Annotated in this window: 14 protein-coding genes; 8 read left to right on the top strand and 6 right to left on the bottom strand. The window is 37.4% G+C overall.

The window, feature by feature from the left end:
- Positions 1 to 25 precede the first annotated feature (25 nt).
- The 3 genes from IO68_RS24945 (at position 26) to IO68_RS24935 (ending at position 3,764) form a co-directional block, all read left to right on the top strand.
- Positions 26 to 766, top strand: a complete 741-nt coding sequence (locus IO68_RS24945) for a class I SAM-dependent methyltransferase (RefSeq protein ID WP_023013298.1) — start codon at positions 26 to 28, stop codon at positions 764 to 766.
- Positions 767 to 1,017: 251 nt separating this feature from the next.
- Positions 1,018 to 2,307, top strand: a complete 1,290-nt coding sequence (locus IO68_RS24940) for a DcaP family trimeric outer membrane transporter (RefSeq protein ID WP_019384594.1) — start codon at positions 1,018 to 1,020, stop codon at positions 2,305 to 2,307.
- Between the two features lie 95 nt (positions 2,308 to 2,402).
- Entirely contained in the window at positions 2,403 to 3,764 is a 1,362-nt protein-coding gene (locus IO68_RS24935; protein ID WP_023013297.1) for an MFS transporter, read from the top strand.
- Positions 3,765 to 3,954: 190 nt separating this feature from the next.
- Here IO68_RS24935 and IO68_RS24930 read toward each other — a convergent pair whose 3' ends face one another.
- From IO68_RS24930 to IO68_RS24910, 5 genes are all read right to left on the bottom strand, one after another.
- Positions 3,955 to 5,127, bottom strand: coding sequence for a thiolase family protein (locus IO68_RS24930; protein WP_023013296.1), 1,173 nt, complete (start codon positions 5,125 to 5,127; stop codon positions 3,955 to 3,957).
- Between the two features lie 72 nt (positions 5,128 to 5,199).
- Positions 5,200 to 5,847 carry a 3-oxoacid CoA-transferase subunit B gene (locus IO68_RS24925; protein WP_004879489.1) on the bottom strand — a complete coding sequence of 216 codons (648 nt, stop codon included), beginning with the start codon at positions 5,845 to 5,847 and terminating at the stop codon, positions 5,200 to 5,202.
- Entirely contained in the window at positions 5,848 to 6,552 is a 705-nt protein-coding gene (locus IO68_RS24920; protein WP_023013295.1) for a CoA transferase subunit A, read from the bottom strand. It abuts the gene before it with no gap.
- A 218-nt stretch (positions 6,553 to 6,770) separates the two neighbouring features.
- Positions 6,771 to 7,652 carry a LysR family transcriptional regulator gene (locus IO68_RS24915; protein ID WP_023013294.1) on the bottom strand — a complete coding sequence of 294 codons (882 nt, stop codon included), beginning with the start codon at positions 7,650 to 7,652 and terminating at the stop codon, positions 6,771 to 6,773.
- Between the two features lie 179 nt (positions 7,653 to 7,831).
- On the bottom strand, positions 7,832 to 8,263 hold the full coding sequence (locus IO68_RS24910; protein ID WP_023013293.1) for an SRPBCC family protein: 432 nt from the start codon (positions 8,261 to 8,263) through the stop codon (positions 7,832 to 7,834).
- 386 nt (positions 8,264 to 8,649) lie between these two features.
- Between IO68_RS24910 and IO68_RS24905 the strand changes: the two genes are divergently transcribed.
- The 5 genes from IO68_RS24905 to IO68_RS24885 all read left to right on the top strand — a co-directional run bounded on the left by IO68_RS24905 (position 8,650) and on the right by IO68_RS24885 (position 14,488).
- Positions 8,650 to 10,827, top strand: coding sequence for a TonB-dependent siderophore receptor (locus IO68_RS24905; protein ID WP_023013292.1), 2,178 nt, complete (start codon positions 8,650 to 8,652; stop codon positions 10,825 to 10,827).
- A 205-nt stretch (positions 10,828 to 11,032) separates the two neighbouring features.
- Positions 11,033 to 11,488 (top strand): hypothetical protein, encoded by a 456-nt coding sequence (locus tag IO68_RS24900; protein WP_004879483.1) that lies wholly within the window; start codon positions 11,033 to 11,035, stop codon positions 11,486 to 11,488.
- Positions 11,489 to 11,787: 299 nt separating this feature from the next.
- Entirely contained in the window at positions 11,788 to 12,768 is a 981-nt protein-coding gene (locus IO68_RS24895) for a DUF1852 domain-containing protein (protein ID WP_023013291.1), read from the top strand.
- Positions 12,769 to 12,792: 24 nt separating this feature from the next.
- Positions 12,793 to 13,824: a methionine synthase gene (locus IO68_RS24890; RefSeq protein WP_004879480.1), complete on the top strand. Its 1,032-nt coding sequence runs from the start codon at positions 12,793 to 12,795 to the stop codon at positions 13,822 to 13,824.
- A 172-nt stretch (positions 13,825 to 13,996) separates the two neighbouring features.
- Positions 13,997 to 14,488 (top strand): flavin reductase, encoded by a 492-nt coding sequence (locus tag IO68_RS24885; RefSeq protein WP_004879477.1) that lies wholly within the window; start codon positions 13,997 to 13,999, stop codon positions 14,486 to 14,488.
- Positions 14,489 to 14,555: 67 nt separating this feature from the next.
- Here IO68_RS24885 and IO68_RS24880 read toward each other — a convergent pair whose 3' ends face one another.
- Positions 14,556 to 15,254 (bottom strand): hypothetical protein, encoded by a 699-nt coding sequence (locus IO68_RS24880; protein WP_023013290.1) that lies wholly within the window; start codon positions 15,252 to 15,254, stop codon positions 14,556 to 14,558.
- Positions 15,255 to 15,452 lie beyond the last annotated feature (198 nt).

Genomic DNA, 15,452 nt, shown 5'->3' with positions numbered 1-15,452 from the left:
ATAGCTTGAACACAGGTAGATAAAAATGGCAAAAGATTTTAATAGCTCGAAAGTAGTCGATGAATATGATCAGCATATCCGTAAATTAATCCCGGGTTATGAAATGCTCCATCAACAAGTGGATGCTATTTTACAGTCAGTTTTACCCCCAAAAGCACATATCTTGATTGTGGGTTGTGGTACAGGTTACGAACTGGAATATCTACTTAAGAAACACCCTGATTGGATGTTCACTGCGGTCGATCCATCAGCAACCATGCTACAAAAAGCGCAAAAACTTGTTTCAGACATAGGAAAATCTGATCAAGTCTCATTTGTACATGGTGAAACCTCAGCTTTAGCCGATCAAGCTTGTTTTGATGCAGCACTTTCAATTCTTGTCGCACATTTTATTGCTGATGACTCAAAAAAGGCTTTCTTTCAAGAGATTTATAATCGTCTGAAAGACAGCGGACTTTTAATGAGCTATGACTTGATGACTTGTACCGATTCGCAACAATTTCAGGCGCTACAACATTTGTGTCAGCACAATGGACTGACATCAACCCAGTGCCAGAAAATGATTGAGCGTCTACATCAAGATTTTTCAACCGTTCGTTTTGATGAATATCAGCAATTATTACTCAAAACAGGCTTTGAGCATGTGTATTCCTATAGTCAGATTTTGATGTATCAAGGATTCATCGCACACAAAAAGCAATCGAATGCTTTAGTGATGCAAGATTCTAAAAATGTGGCTTTAACCCATCATGGAATAAAACATTAATACTAAAATTTAACTTGTAACTTTTTACCAAGCGTTTGATTGACAGTGGCTCATATTTGCCACTGCGAACTTCTTCTGCCTGCGAAAAGTGAAAATTCAAATTAAATAGGAGGTGAATCACAGATAAATCAATGTGTTGAGATTAAAAACAAGAAATGCAATGCGGTTAGGTATGACTGCAAAGGATACAAAGCAAACAAATAACGATCTTAAAAGAACTTAATGATCAGGAAAGAAGGAAGTTTATTTAAATGAAAAATTTCATTTTAACGGTACAGAAAAGTGTTTTGGCTCTATCCGTAGTGACTGTCATGTCACCTACATATGCAGCTTCTGAAAGTGCTGAAATAGAACAGCTACGCCAAGAGGTGAAAGAGCTAAGAGCGATGTTGCAACAGTATGTACAACAATCTACGCCTGTACAGACAGCGGCAGCACCCTCAACACCAAGTACGACTATGCCACAAACGGTTCAACCATTTACGCCTAAACTCAGTACAAAATCAGGTGCTGAAGTCAATTTGTATGGTTACATTCGTGCCGATGCCTCATATCAAGCTCAAGGTGCATCGAGTATGTATAACAATATCAGTGGTGTTCCACTAGAGGGTACACCTGAAGAGTCTCAACAAAAAGACCGCTTGCACACTACAGTGAGTGTGACACGTTTTGGTTTGAATTTTAAAACGCCATCTGCTCTAGGGGACGTAGGTGGAAAATTAGAAATGGATTTCTTCGGTGGGTCATCCCGTGATCAATTTCGTATTCGCCATGCATATTTGACCTTAGATAAATGGTTAATTGGTCAAACATGGTCAACGTTTATTGCACCTGAATATTATCCTGAAACCATTGATGCAGCGACTTATGTGGGTGGTGCTTTACAACGTTCTCCATTGGTTCGTTATAGCGATAAACTCTCAGAAAATACCAGTTTTGCACTAGCGGTTGAAGATCCAAAATATACAGCAACATCTGACCCCGACAATGAAATGCGCTTACCCGCATTTGTTGGACGTGTGAATCACAAATTTGACAATGGCTCGATGCTATCGGGACGTAGTTTTGTTGCTGAGAAAAAAACCAGTAATGACAATGAATGGGCATGGGGTGTAGGTTTAGGAGGTAAATATCAGCTCAATCCAAACACATTCTTAAAAGCAGACTACTACCACGTCAAAGGTGATGGACGTTTCCTGATGTGGACCAATAGTGGCTATGCAATTGATGACAAAAATAATATTCAAACCAATGAGTTTGACTCAATTTCAACGGGTATTACACATCAATTTAACTCTCAGCTTCGCTCAACATTGGGCTACGGCTATATGAAAGCTAAAGACAATAACGACTTTGCTCGTATCCAAAAAGATAATCCAAACCAAAACAAAGAGCTTTGGCAAGGTTGGATTAATGCCATGTACAACCCGTATAAGCCAATTACGCTGGGTATGGAATATGTCTACGGCGAACGTGAAACATTTGATGGCCGCTCAGGGACAGATAACCGCATCAATATGATGGCGAGCTATGATTTTTAATATAAGTAAGACCTTGAATAATATGTTTTTTCTTTAAGGTGCATTATGTCGTTTTAAATAATGATTAGGAAATTATCTCATTGAGGAGATGAAGAATGACAACAGTTAATGTAAATGCAGTAATTGATCAAGCAAAATTTACCCCATTTCACTGGACGATTTTACTCTGGTGCTTATTAATTATTATTTTTGATGGTTATGATCTCGTCATTTACGGTGTGGTATTACCGTTATTGATGCAAGAGTGGTCATTAAGCTCGGTTCAAGCGGGAATGTTGGCCAGTACCGCACTCTGTGGCATGATGTTCGGTGCCATGCTATTTGGCGCATTGGCAGATAAAATCGGCCGAAAAAATGTCATATTAATTTGCGTGACATTCTTTAGCGGTTTTACATTTTTAGGTGCATTTGCATCAAGTCCTTTCGAGTTTGGTATTTTACGGTTTTTAGCAGGTTTAGGTATTGGGGGAGTGATGCCAAACCTTGTTGCGCTAACTTCTGAATACGCACCCAAACGCATACGCAGTACTTTAGTCGGCACAATGTTTAGTGGCTATGCAATTGGTGGAATTCTTTCTGCACTTATCGGTAGTTATCTAGTCGAAAGTCAAGGATGGCAAATCATGTTTTTGATTGCAGGTATTCCTTTACTTTTATTACCAGTGATTTGGAAATTTCTTCCTGAATCTTTGACCTTCTTGGTTAAAACAGGAAAGACTGAACAAGCACATCGTATTATTCAAAAAATTTCACCAGAACAAACTATTACCAGCAGCACTCGCTTAACTTTAAATGATGATAACGTCCCAACAGGCAGCTCTGTCAAAGGTCTGTTCCAGCAAGGACGTGCATTCAATACACTGATGTTCTGGGTATTGTTCTTTATGTGCTTATTGATGGTTTATGCATTAAGTAGTTGGTTGCCAAAACTGATGCTTGCGGCAGGCTATTCACTTGGCAAGAGTATTTTGTTCTTACTTGCTCTCAATGTCGGAGCAATGATCGGTTCAATTGGTGGTGGTATTCTTTCTGATAAATTCCATTTAAAACCCGTCATTATGGGAATGCTAATGGCAGGCGTTGTGGCGCTCGTTGGCTTAGGATTTAACTCACCAGCTTATGTTTTATATGGTTTAGTTACTGTGGCTGGTGCTGCAACTATCGGTACTTCAATTCTACTTTATAGTTATGTTGCTCAGTTTTATCCACTTAGCGTCCGCTCAACAGGCATTGGTTGTGCTTCAGGTGTTGGACGGATCGGTGCAATTGTCGGGCCAATTTTAACAGGCATGTTACTGACCTTAAACCTTCCACATACAATGAATTTTGTGATGATTGCTATTCCAGCCATGATTGCAATCTTTGCGATTTTAAGCTTAAAGCGTCATAAGTTTGATGAACCAGAACATCAAGTGGAACAAATAAAAGTAAGCCTAAGTGAGTCGAGTAATGCTTAATCTAATTAGCAAAATTTAGTTCTTTAAAAGAAGAATAAAAAGCCCATTAAATATTTGATGGGCTTTTTAGCTATATAAGCAATAATACAATATAGATATGATTTTATTATTCAATTTTAAATTCCAACTCAGCAAAACAAAAAAAAGCATTCATAAATGAATGCTTTTTCTAATTTCAGATTTTAAATATTTAAATTTCAATCGCAACAGCCGTTGCTTCACCGCCGCCGATACACAACGCAGCAACACCTTTCTTCTTGCCTAAACGTTTTAATGCATAGATCAATGAAAGAATAATTCGGGAGCCTGTCGCACCGATTGGATGACCTAAAGCACATGCACCACCATGAATATTCACTTTCGCTTCATCAATTCCTAGTTCATAAATAGGCGCCATTGCAACCATCGCAAAGGCTTCATTAATTTCCCAAAGATCAACCTCATCCACAGACCAACCAGCACGATCAAGTACTTTTTGAATCGCGCCAATAGGGGCAACAGTGAACTCACTTGGATGTTGTGAATGACTTGATGTTGCTACGATTTTTGCAAGAACACCCAAATTCTTTGCTTGAGCATAATCTTCTGTCGTAAGCACTAAAGCTGCTGCACCATCCGAAATCGAACTCGAATTGGCTGCTGTAATCGTACCATCTTTGCTAAAAGCAGGTCGTAAGGTTGGTATCTTGTCGAGATTCGCTTTTAATGGCTGCTCATCTTGATCAATAACTTCTGTACCTTTACGTGTTTTAATTTCGACTGGAACGATTTCGCTTTTAAAATATCCTTCCGTAATTGCTGTCTGAGCCTTCTTGAGCGAAGAAATTGCAAAATTATCCATTTGTTCACGGGTGAAACCTTTGGTATTTGCCATATCCTGTGCAAAAGAACCCATTAGACGGCCTGTTTCAGCATCCTCAAGACCATCTAAAAACATATGATCTTTGATCTCACCATGCCCCATACGATAACCGCCGCGCGCTTTGGGTAAGATATACGGCGCATTGGTCATAGATTCCATACCACCCGCAATCACAATATTTGCGCTGCCAGCTTTTAATGTATCAGATGCCATCAATACCGCTTTCATTGCAGAACCACAAAGTTTATTGATCGTTACAGCACCAACATGATCTGGCAATCCAGCTTTACGCATTGCTTGACGAGCAGGGCCTTGTCCAATCCCTGCACTCAATACACAACCCAAAATCACTTCATTCACTTGATCAGGTGCAATACCTGCTCTCTGAACAGATTCTCGAATCACAGCTGCACCTAACTCAGGCGCAGTTAAAGATGACAAGCTACCTTGAAAACCGCCCATTGCAGTACGGCTACCAGATACAATCACAATTGAACTCATGTTTATATTCTCTTTAAATAACTTATAGACTTAAAAAAGCTCTAGAAAAACTAGAGCAATGTCATAACAAAATTAAGCAACTAATGATTTATTAAAAATTAATGGCACACCTGTAGCGGCTTTTATTTGCTCTAAGCTGACATCTTTGGCAAGTTCAATCAGTTCAACACCTTGTGCCGTAATATCCATCACGCCTAAATCACTAATAATTCGATGGACTACTGCTTGCCCAGTAAGCGGTAAACTGCAATTTTTCACAATTTTAGCTGTTCCATCCTTAGCGCAGTGTTCCATCAACACCACAACTTTTTGCACGCCAACGACTAAATCCATTGCGCCGCCCATACCTTTTACTTTTTTGCCTGGAATCATCCAATTGGCCAAATCGCCTTGTTCAGAGACTTCCATTGCACCCAAAATTGCAATATTCACATGACCACCACGAATCATGGCAAAAGATTCTGAGCTAGAGAAAAATGCAGCACCTGCACGCGCAGTAATCGTCTGTTTTCCAGCATTGATGAGATCTGCATCTAATGTTGCTTCAGTTGGAAACTCTCCAATACCAAGTAAACCATTTTCTGATTGAAGCCAAACATTCATATCTTTTGGAATATAGTTAGCAACAAGGGTAGGTAAGCCAATTCCAAGGTTGACATAAAAACCATCTTCGAGTTCTTGTGCGGCACGTTGTGCCATTTCATTACGAGACCAAGCCATTTATACCGCCTCCATGCTTAATGTTTTTTGTTCAATACGCTTTTCTGGGGTTGCATTCAAAATAATGCGATTGACATAAATTCCTGGCAAATGAATTTCATCTGGATCTAGCTCACCGATTTCAACAATTTGTTCAACTTCTGCGATGGTGATCTTGCCAGCCATAGCACATTCAGGATTGAAGTTTTTGGCCGTTTTTCGGAAAATCAAATTACCTGCTTTATCTGCTTTGTAAGCTTTAACCAATGCCACATCAGCTGTGAGTGATTCTTCTAAAATATAATTTTTGCCATGAAAAGATCGCTGTTCTTTGCCTTCAGCAATCAAGGTACCAACACCTGTTTGAGTATAAAAAGCAGGAATACCCGCACCGCCAGCGCGTAGCTTTTCAGCCAAAGTTCCTTGTGGAGTAAGTTCAACTTCTAGCTCACCATTGAGATACTGGCGTTCAAACTCTTTGTTTTCACCAACATAAGAGGAGATCATTTTTTTGATCTGTCTAGTTTGTAGTAAAATACCTAAACCGAAATCATCAACGCCAGCATTGTTAGAAATACATGTAAGTCCTTTGACACCACTTTGCTTTACTGCGGTTATCAGTTTTTCTGGTATTCCACACAATCCAAAACCGCCAACAGCAAGTGTCTGATGATCGAAAACAATCCCTTTGAGGGCATCCTCTGCATTGCTATAAACTTTATTCATTCTGTTGTTTTCCTTTTATCCCTTAGCATTTTTATTATTAGCACTTCGCTTTTTGATGTAGAAGTTGATTTTTTTAAAGGATTAATGAGGAAAATTAATAAATGATAGTTTTAAATGAAATACCATGTAGAAAACAATTAAATAAAAATTTGATTTATATAGATAAAAATTAAATTAAACTGGGTACCCTAAAAATCATCGGAAAAATAATTTAATTTTTAAAATTTATGCTGTAGTAAGGCATCTATGAATTGCTCTGAAATATTCGACATCTCAAAATTCTTTTTATAAACAATACCCACTGTTTTATGGATCGTTTCTGATTCAAGCTCAAGCAAAACATTCTGCTGTTGATCGATGTGTTTGGCAAAATGTCGAGGGATCGCACTTACCCCGATACCATGTGCCACAAAACTCGATAAAGAAGAGATTTGATGACATTCTACTTTCAGATCAAATTTCATCTCATTTCTCAGGCAGTTCTGCTCGATTAAATAACGAACAATCGAAGGCTTTTGTAAGGTAACTAATGGATTAGAAAAAAGCTGTTGCCAAGTAATAGCGCTCGAACTAGCGAGAGGATGCGACTTCGGTAGCAACGCTAAGAAGTCTTCTTCAAATAGCGCTTTAAACTCTAAACCCTCACTCAAATCAGGCTCAAAACAAATACCTATTTCAAAAATACCATCCTGAACTTTTTCAATGATTGTTTCATTTGGAATGTCATGGATGGAGAAATTAAGATTGGGATGTTGTATCAAAAAAGCATGGATAACTTCTGGTAAAATCGCATGGGTTACAAAAGGCATGGATGCGATACTCAGCGTTCCACGATTCAGTTTAAACCGTTGTTTAACGTCATTTTCCATTTCATCCCAATTTGCCAACAGCTTTTTAGCATAAGGAATGAGTGATTTTCCTTCTTGTGTGAGTTCTACACGGCGTGTATTACGATTAAAGAGCTTTCCGCCCAATTCATCTTCTAGACTTTTTATACTTAAGCTCAAAGCGGACTGACTCAAGTGCAGTTCAAGCGAAGCATTGGCATAATTTAAAGTACGTGCGAGTGCTAAAAATGCCTTTAGCTGCTTAAGAGTCATCGCTTTTCCTAATTAAATTATTGAATATGTCTAATTTATCGTAAAATTGAACTGAATGTTATTTTAGAAATTAATTTTCAAAGAAAAGTTGATCTATACAGCAAATAAAAACTCCCACAATCAGTAATTATGGGAGTTGGTTTAAAAGATTAGAGAAATTTATCTTTCTTTAGAAAAACTTACACTTTTAGTTTTTTTAGTCCACGGCTCACACCATTTTGTAATGCCAATTTGATAATTGGACCAATAAATGGCACACGACCTTTAAAGCTAATCGTATAGTCCAAACGACTACGATTATTTCCAAGATCACTAAATTTCATTATACCGCGATGTGCTTTGATTGGTGAAATACCACTCGTAATAGCATATTCGATCAGTTCATTTTCTATATAAACCAAATTGGTTTCGACAAATGAAGGCGCTAGTGGAATAGAAAGCTTGCGAGCAGAGCCAACGCCGTTTCGAGCATCTTTGCCATCACTCAAACGCGTTACTTTTGCTGGAGCGAAAAGCTTATTTAAATTTTCATGTTCGCTCAGAACAGCAAAAACTTTTTCTACAGGTGCATTAAATTCTTGGATGATTTTAATCTGTTGCATTTTTAGCATAACCAATTCCTTTTATTTTTTGACATGATGAATTGTCAATTTAAAAAATATTAGCATGCTTTGTAATTGTCAGACTATTGCTTTATCGGAAAAATATTAATCACAGCTGAGGTACTTGTATATCGTTTTAACTGTGAAATAGGCATTAGCGAGATTATAAAATGACAGGAAACCTATGAAAAATCAGCTACATACAAAACAAAAATATAGAATCCTTCATTGATTAAGCAAAAAATCTTCAATATATAGCTAAATCATGGCGAGATTGAAGATCTACATCGCTGAAATATGTCATAGAAGATGCTTGTTCAAATAACAAAAATTGTGAATACTCATGCCCGAAAAATTCAAGCTATATGATTTTCTTTTGGGGTTAGGCGACTACTGTGAATATATATCCATTTTCATTTTCTCATTTACAAAAAGCACTGTTGGCTGTTGGTTCATTTTCTTGCTTGGGACTTAGCTCAATTGCGGCACATGCTGAAGCTGAAAATGATATTCAACAGCTCGAAACCATCAAACTCACTGCTCAAGCCTCACAATCCGCTTATTATGCACCCACAGTGAATTTATCAGGATTTACTCAACAAAATCTTGCTGAAATTCCAGCATCAATCAACACGATTACAGCAACACAAATTGCTGATCAACATGCCAAAACATTAACTGACATCGTGAAAAATGATGCAGCAGTAGGTGATGGCTATGCACCGATTGGCTACTATTCAAATTTCATGATGCGTGGTTTTGCCTTAAATGCTGGTTCAAGCTATTTATTGAATGGGAACTTAATTCGTGGTGAACAAAACGTCGCCCTTGAAAATAAAGAACAAGTTGAAATTTTAAAAGGGATTAGTGCGATTCAGAGCGGTATGTCTACACCAGCTGGTGTTGTAAACTATGTTACTAAACGTCCTAAAGAGATTCGTGCTCTCACTTTAGAAACAGATAGTCAGGGTGGTTATCGTGTTGCAACAGATCTAGGTGGCTTCTTCGGACAAAATCAACAGTTTGGTTATCGTGTAAATATCGCGAAAGAAGAAATTCATCCATATGTAGAACATGCAAATGGGCAACGTTTATTCGGTTCGATTGCTTTTGATTGGAATCTTTCTGATCGCTCTAAATTAGAGTTTGATATTGAGTCACAACGCCAACGTCAGCGCTCAGTTCCGGGTTATCAACTACTTGATGGAAAAACTGTTCCTACTGGTGTCGAATGGGATCGCTTACTTGGTCATCAAAGTTGGAGTAAACCAGTTACCAATGAAAGTTTAAATGCTAACCTCAAATATCTTTATAAAATCAATGATAGCTGGATAGCAAACTTATCTGCTTCGCAAAGCCGTGTGGTCGTTGATGACTATTCAGCATTCCCGTGGGGTTGTTATAGTGAGATTTGTGAATTTACAGGTTTAGGCAATACCTTTGATCAAAAGGGTAACTACGATATTTATGATTTCCGTAGCCCAGATGATAGCTATCTCACTAATCAGTTCAAGGCGGGTTTAAACGGTAAATTTAATACTGGCACTGTGCAGCATACACTTAGTCTCGATTTAACGAATAGTTATAAGCGCCATGCACAACATGATCCGATCAATGAACTGGTTGGCACAGGAAATATTTATACCAATACGGTGAATTACAGTCCTACAGATGTTGCTTTAGGTAATCGCTATAAATCATTAGATAGTCAACAAACTGCTTTGAACCTACTTGATCAAATCGACTTTAATCGCGAATGGTCTATGCTAGTAGGTGGAAAACTGTTGCATTTAAATGAAAAAGCATTTGATGCGGAGGGTAGTACTATTCGAGACACGGATTTAAATCGCTTCTTACCACAGTTCGCCATGATGTATCAGCCTTGGGAACACACTCATCTATATGCTTCCTACGCCAAAGGTTTAAGTGATGGCGCCCAAGCGCCATGGTTTGCAAATAATGCATACGCAACCTTAGCACCACTCCGTTCTAAACAATTTGAATTAGGCGTAAAACAAGAATGGCAGTCTTTGCTCTTCACTGCGGCATTATTTGACCTAAGACAAGATCATCAATATACCAATACGATGGGTGATTTTGTCTCAGAAGGGAAGCAAAATAATCTTGGTTTAGAATTAGGTCTACAAGGGCGTGTAGGTCAAAACTTAGATATTAGCTCGACGCTGGCATTGACACGTTCGCGTTTGAAAGACTTAGACGTAATAAACTATCAAGGTCATCAAACACAAAATGTACCTAAAGTACGCTTTGCCACGCATCTTTCTTATCAAGTTCCGCAGTTTGAAGGCTTACGTCTATTAGCGGGGATGCGATACAGTAGTAGTAAATATGCCAATAAGACAGGAACAGTAAAAGTTTCTGGTTATAGTGTCTTTGATGCTGGTGCAGCTTACAACTTCAATGCTTATGGCTATGAAAACACGTTAAGACTCAATGTAGATAATCTTTTTAATAAAAAATACTGGCGTGATGCTGGTAGCTTCTTTGGCGATGATTATTTATTCCTCGGCGCACCGAGAACAGCTCAACTATCTTGGACTGTTAACTTCTAAAAAACTCAACTTTAATCTGTTTAAAACTGTCTGAGTGTTTCGCTCAGACAGTTTTTTTGTATCCATAAGAAACTTAAAAAAACCCTTAAAGTAAGATATTCATTATTTATGAGTGAAGGGATGTTAAAATCAAATCGCGCAAAGCAAATAACATAATCAATTTAAAAAGATCACATCACAAATAACTCTAAAAGGTATCTATACAATGAAGAAAATTATCTTAACAACGTCTATCGGTTTAACTACGTTATGCATGATAAATCCAGCCTATGCAATTGATGCGAAATACAGAGCTAAACTTGAGCGCTCTGGATGTACACAAGTTTCTGAGATGCAGGGTTGTGACATCAATAAATCTAAAGCAGAAAATGCAAAAGCTGGATTTTTAAATAATACAGTAATAAATACAAACTCTTATACTGGAATTTGGACTGCAAAAAATTCAAATACAGGCCAAACAGTAGCAAAAATTCACGTTGATCATAATCAAAAGGTTTGGGTCAACGGGCAGGAGGTAAAAGCCAAAACGAGTGATGGTGGATTAATATTTAAACAAGGCTTTATTACTTTCAAGCTAGAAGGAGATCCTAAACACCAAAATGAAAGTGTTTGGCATGATTCCGATGCACAGACATCTGGACCAATTCTAAAGACCAACTAAACTAGAAAATTAAGCCGTTAAAATAAAATGAGTTTTAATGGCTTTAAAAACTATCTCATTCACAATAAAAAATTCTAGTTATAAATCGTCGTAGAAAATAATCATTCTTTGCTCATAACTTATCTTCCATAAATCAATTAAAAAAATACTCTACTTTTCACGTTCTATTAATAAATTTCACATCATGAATTTCATTCATCTTTGACTGAGACAATATCATTTTTATTCATGTATTGATTCGGGTATAAATTACAACAAGAAATTTAAGTTATCTCTCAAACATTAGGTAGTAGATCAAAATGAGTAAAGAATTTGCATTTACGATAAAAAGCATTTGTTTCGATGAAAACTATCATCCGTCAAACAATACGCGTATCACAACAAACTTCGCTAATTTAGCGAGAGGGGCAAGTCGTCAAGAAAACTTGCGCAATACACTACAAATGATTAATAACCGTTTCAATTCGTTAGCACATTGGGACAACCCAAATGCTGATCGTTATGCACTTGAGCTTGAAATTATTTCAGTAGATATAGATGTAGAAGGCAAGGGTGAGACATTCCCGACAATCGAAATATTAAAAACAAATATTCTTGATCGAAAAACCAATAAACGCATCGATGGTATCGTTGGCAATAATTTTTCATCTTATGTTCGTGATTATGATTTTAGCGTATTACTGCTAGAGCATAACAAAGATCAAGCGACATTTAGCACGCCTGAAAATTATGGCGAGCTACACGGTAAGATTTTCCAATCATTTGTAAACTCAGAAACTTATAGCAACAACTTTAATAAAGCACCTGTTATTTGTCTCAGCGTTTCAACAACGAAGACTTATCATCGAACTGCAAACCAACACCCGATACTCGGTGTCGAATATGAGCAAGATGCATATTCATTAACAGATGAGTATTTTGCAAAAATGGGCTTAGAAGTGCGCTATTTCATGCCTGCAAATAGTGTTGCACCTTTAGCATTTTATTTCCGTGGTGATTTGCTCAATGATTATACCGATCTTGAATTGATCAGCACCATTAGCACAATGGAAAGCTTCCAGAAGATTTACCGTCCAGAGATCTACAATGCAAATTCTCCAGCAGGTAAATGTTATCAACCAAGCTTGAAACATCAAGATTACTCATTAACACGAATTGTTTACGACCGTGAAGAGCGTAGCCAATTGGCTGTTAAGCAAGGCAAATTTACAGAAGAGCAGTTCATCAAACGGTATCAAAATATCCTTGATCAATGGGCTGCAAATTACGCTGTTGTATAACTTAGTATAGACAAGATTTTTATTATGAAACGATTATTACCGACTTCAACTGCTGGCAGCTTACCAAAACCATCTTGGTTAGCTGAACCTGAAAAACTTTGGTCTCCTTGGAAATTAGAAGGAGAGCAGTTGATTGAAGGCAAACAAGATGCACTACGTTTGTCATTACAAGAGCAATTACATGCTGGTATTGATATTGTTAGCGATGGTGAGCAAACCCGTCAGCATTTTGTTACGACCTTTATTGAACATCTCAATGGTGTAGACTTTGAAAAGCGCGAAACTGTAAGAATCCGTAATCGTTATGATGCTAGCGTTCCATCAGTTGTAGGTGATGTATCTCGCCAAAAGCCTGTTTTTGTTGAAGATGCTAAGTTTTTACGTCAACAAACCAATCAACCGATTAAATGGGCGCTTCCTGGGCCTATGACTATGATTGACACGCTGTATGATGGTCACTATAAGAGTCGTGAAAAACTAGCTTGGGAATTTGCGAAGATCCTGAATCAGGAGGCTCGTGAATTAGAAGCTGCTGGTGTTGATATTATCCAGTTTGATGAGCCAGCATTTAACGTGTTCTTTGATGAAGTGAACGATTGGGGAATCGCAACTTTAGAAAGAGCGATTGAAGGCCTAAAGTGTGAAACTGCGGTTCATATTTGCTATGGTTATGGTATCAAAGCTAATACAGATTGGAAGAAAACTCTTGGTTCTGAATGGCGTCAATATGAAGAAGCTTTTCCGAAGCTACAACAATCTAATATCGACCTGATCTCGTTAGAATGTCACAATTCACGCGTACCAATCGATCTACTTGAACTCATCCGAGGTAAAAAGGTGATGGTTGGGGCGATTGATGTAGCAACCAATACTATTGAAACACCAGAAGAAGTTGCAAATACTTTGAGAAAAGCACTTCAATTTGTAGATGCGGATAAGCTTTATCCTTGTACAAACTGTGGCATGGCGCCGTTGTCTCGTGACGTTGCGAGAGGTAAATTAAATGCCTTGAGTGCTGGTGCAGAGATTGTCCGTAAAGAGCTATTGGGCAATTAACTTAACCTCTAAGTGCGTAAATAGTTAAGTATTTGATACATATAATCAAATGCTTAACTCTATGCATAACTTAGACAAAATAAGCTTTAATAGCGCTTATTTAAATGATGTAACATGAAGTAATCGTATCGCTAAATTTGAAAAAGATACGATTCAATTTAGGAACAATGTGATGATTGAAGCAACTGACTTTAGAAATGCAATGTCTTTGTTAACAAGTGCAGTAAGTGTTGTGACTACTGCAGGCATGTCTGGTCGTTACGGTTTCACTGCATCCGCTGTGTGCAGCGTGACAGATACACCTCCAACATTATTGGTGTGTATGAATCTTGCTTCTAGCTCACATGTTCACTTTGTCGATAATAAAATACTCACCGTTAATGTGTTAGCCGCTCACCATGAACATATGTCTAAAGTATTTTCTTCAAGATTAAGCCCAGAAGAACGATTTAAACATGGTATTTGGACTGAATTAGAAACTGGTGCGCCAGTTTTAGATGATGCTTTAGTAAGTTTTGATTGTGAAATTGATCAAATTCAAGAAATTGGAACACATAGTATTTTTATGTGTCGGATTGTAGCGATAAAACAGAGTCTTCATGATCAAAGCCTAGTTTACTTTAATCGTGCTTATCATCAAGTTGGACAGACAGAAGTTGTTTAAACAATTGTTTATATTGTTAAAATATTATTTGTAATCAAGCAAACAATCTCTGAGTTACCTCTAATCTCTAACAAATCAACAGCAGCCTATATTCACCCTCATTTTCTACGGGCGCTCTATGAACACAAGGTAATACGTGTTGAGTAGGATGATCAACAGCCAACCGCCAAAGATTTCCTAGACCTAAATTTATCGGTTTTGCATCTGGTTTAGGCTGATAATGCAAATCAAAAAAATTTTCCTCTAGAAAGTTTTCAAATTCAGTTTCAGGACCATCATATAATGCCTTAAGTTTATTTCTAATCTCAGGTATACAAACTTTTTGTTGAACCTGACTATTAGGAATAATATCGCTTGCAGCACCGTAATAAGTGCATAAAAAAGTGTCTGTTTCTATTGGTGATCGATCAATATGGTATGAATATACATCAGTAGAAATGAAATCTAACTCGTTATCACGTTCGTAACATTTGAGTAAATTTAAAGAAGGAGAGGCTCCAAAATCAGTAAGATAATGTATATCTTTTAAAATAATTTCTCTCGCTAAATTACCATCTTCTGAAAGCTGTAATTCTAAAAGATCTTCCTCAGAAACTTCAGTAATATCTTCTTTTAAATCAAGTTTATTAACAATTTCTTGAAAATCACCAACCAAGTATCTTGACCAGCAAATAGCATTCATATCTCCATGAAAACTTGTTTCTATAAGCTCGGAAAAAGAAGATACTGTGCCAACTTGAGTATTCCCAGACAGCGGATTTGACATACTTGAGTGAATTAAATGATAGATCTTGTCTCATAATACACTGAAACTGATACAAATCCTGCATATGTGAAGGTTTCTAAAAACTAGAAACTTTATTTTTCTAAATACTCGGCTGATAAAGGAATGAAGTACGTAGTTGTAGATGTGAAGCTACAAATGCCAGTTGAGTTACATTATTTCGTATAATGTAGCCGAAGA

Origin of the sequence: Acinetobacter sp. COS3 (assembly GCF_000475335.1) — a bacterium.
In the GTDB taxonomy this organism is placed as follows: Bacteria; Pseudomonadota; Gammaproteobacteria; order Pseudomonadales; family Moraxellaceae; genus Acinetobacter; species Acinetobacter venetianus.
Note: the sequence above shows the minus strand (reverse complement) of the source record. Positions and strands in the feature narration are given on the sequence as shown.

What these genes read in the sequence shown, in the direction of transcription:
- IO68_RS24945 (WP_023013298.1), top strand. Translation starts at nt 26, where the DNA reads ATGGCAAAAGATTTTAATAGCTCGAAAGTAGTCGATGAATATGATCAG.
- IO68_RS24940 (WP_019384594.1), top strand. Translation starts at nt 1,018, where the DNA reads ATGAAAAATTTCATTTTAACGGTACAGAAAAGTGTTTTGGCTCTATCC.
- IO68_RS24935 (WP_023013297.1), top strand. Translation starts at nt 2,403, where the DNA reads ATGACAACAGTTAATGTAAATGCAGTAATTGATCAAGCAAAATTTACC.
- IO68_RS24930 (WP_023013296.1), bottom strand. Translation starts at nt 5,127, where the DNA reads ATGAGTTCAATTGTGATTGTATCTGGTAGCCGTACTGCAATGGGCGGT.
- IO68_RS24925 (WP_004879489.1), bottom strand. Translation starts at nt 5,847, where the DNA reads ATGGCTTGGTCTCGTAATGAAATGGCACAACGTGCCGCACAAGAACTC.
- IO68_RS24920 (WP_023013295.1), bottom strand. Translation starts at nt 6,552, where the DNA reads ATGAATAAAGTTTATAGCAATGCAGAGGATGCCCTCAAAGGGATTGTT.
- IO68_RS24915 (WP_023013294.1), bottom strand. Translation starts at nt 7,652, where the DNA reads ATGACTCTTAAGCAGCTAAAGGCATTTTTAGCACTCGCACGTACTTTA.
- IO68_RS24910 (WP_023013293.1), bottom strand. Translation starts at nt 8,263, where the DNA reads ATGCTAAAAATGCAACAGATTAAAATCATCCAAGAATTTAATGCACCT.
- IO68_RS24900 (WP_004879483.1), top strand. Translation starts at nt 11,033, where the DNA reads ATGAAGAAAATTATCTTAACAACGTCTATCGGTTTAACTACGTTATGC.
- IO68_RS24895 (WP_023013291.1), top strand. Translation starts at nt 11,788, where the DNA reads ATGAGTAAAGAATTTGCATTTACGATAAAAAGCATTTGTTTCGATGAA.
- IO68_RS24890 (WP_004879480.1), top strand. Translation starts at nt 12,793, where the DNA reads ATGAAACGATTATTACCGACTTCAACTGCTGGCAGCTTACCAAAACCA.
- IO68_RS24885 (WP_004879477.1), top strand. Translation starts at nt 13,997, where the DNA reads ATGATTGAAGCAACTGACTTTAGAAATGCAATGTCTTTGTTAACAAGT.
- IO68_RS24880 (WP_023013290.1), bottom strand. Translation starts at nt 15,254, where the DNA reads ATGTCAAATCCGCTGTCTGGGAATACTCAAGTTGGCACAGTATCTTCT.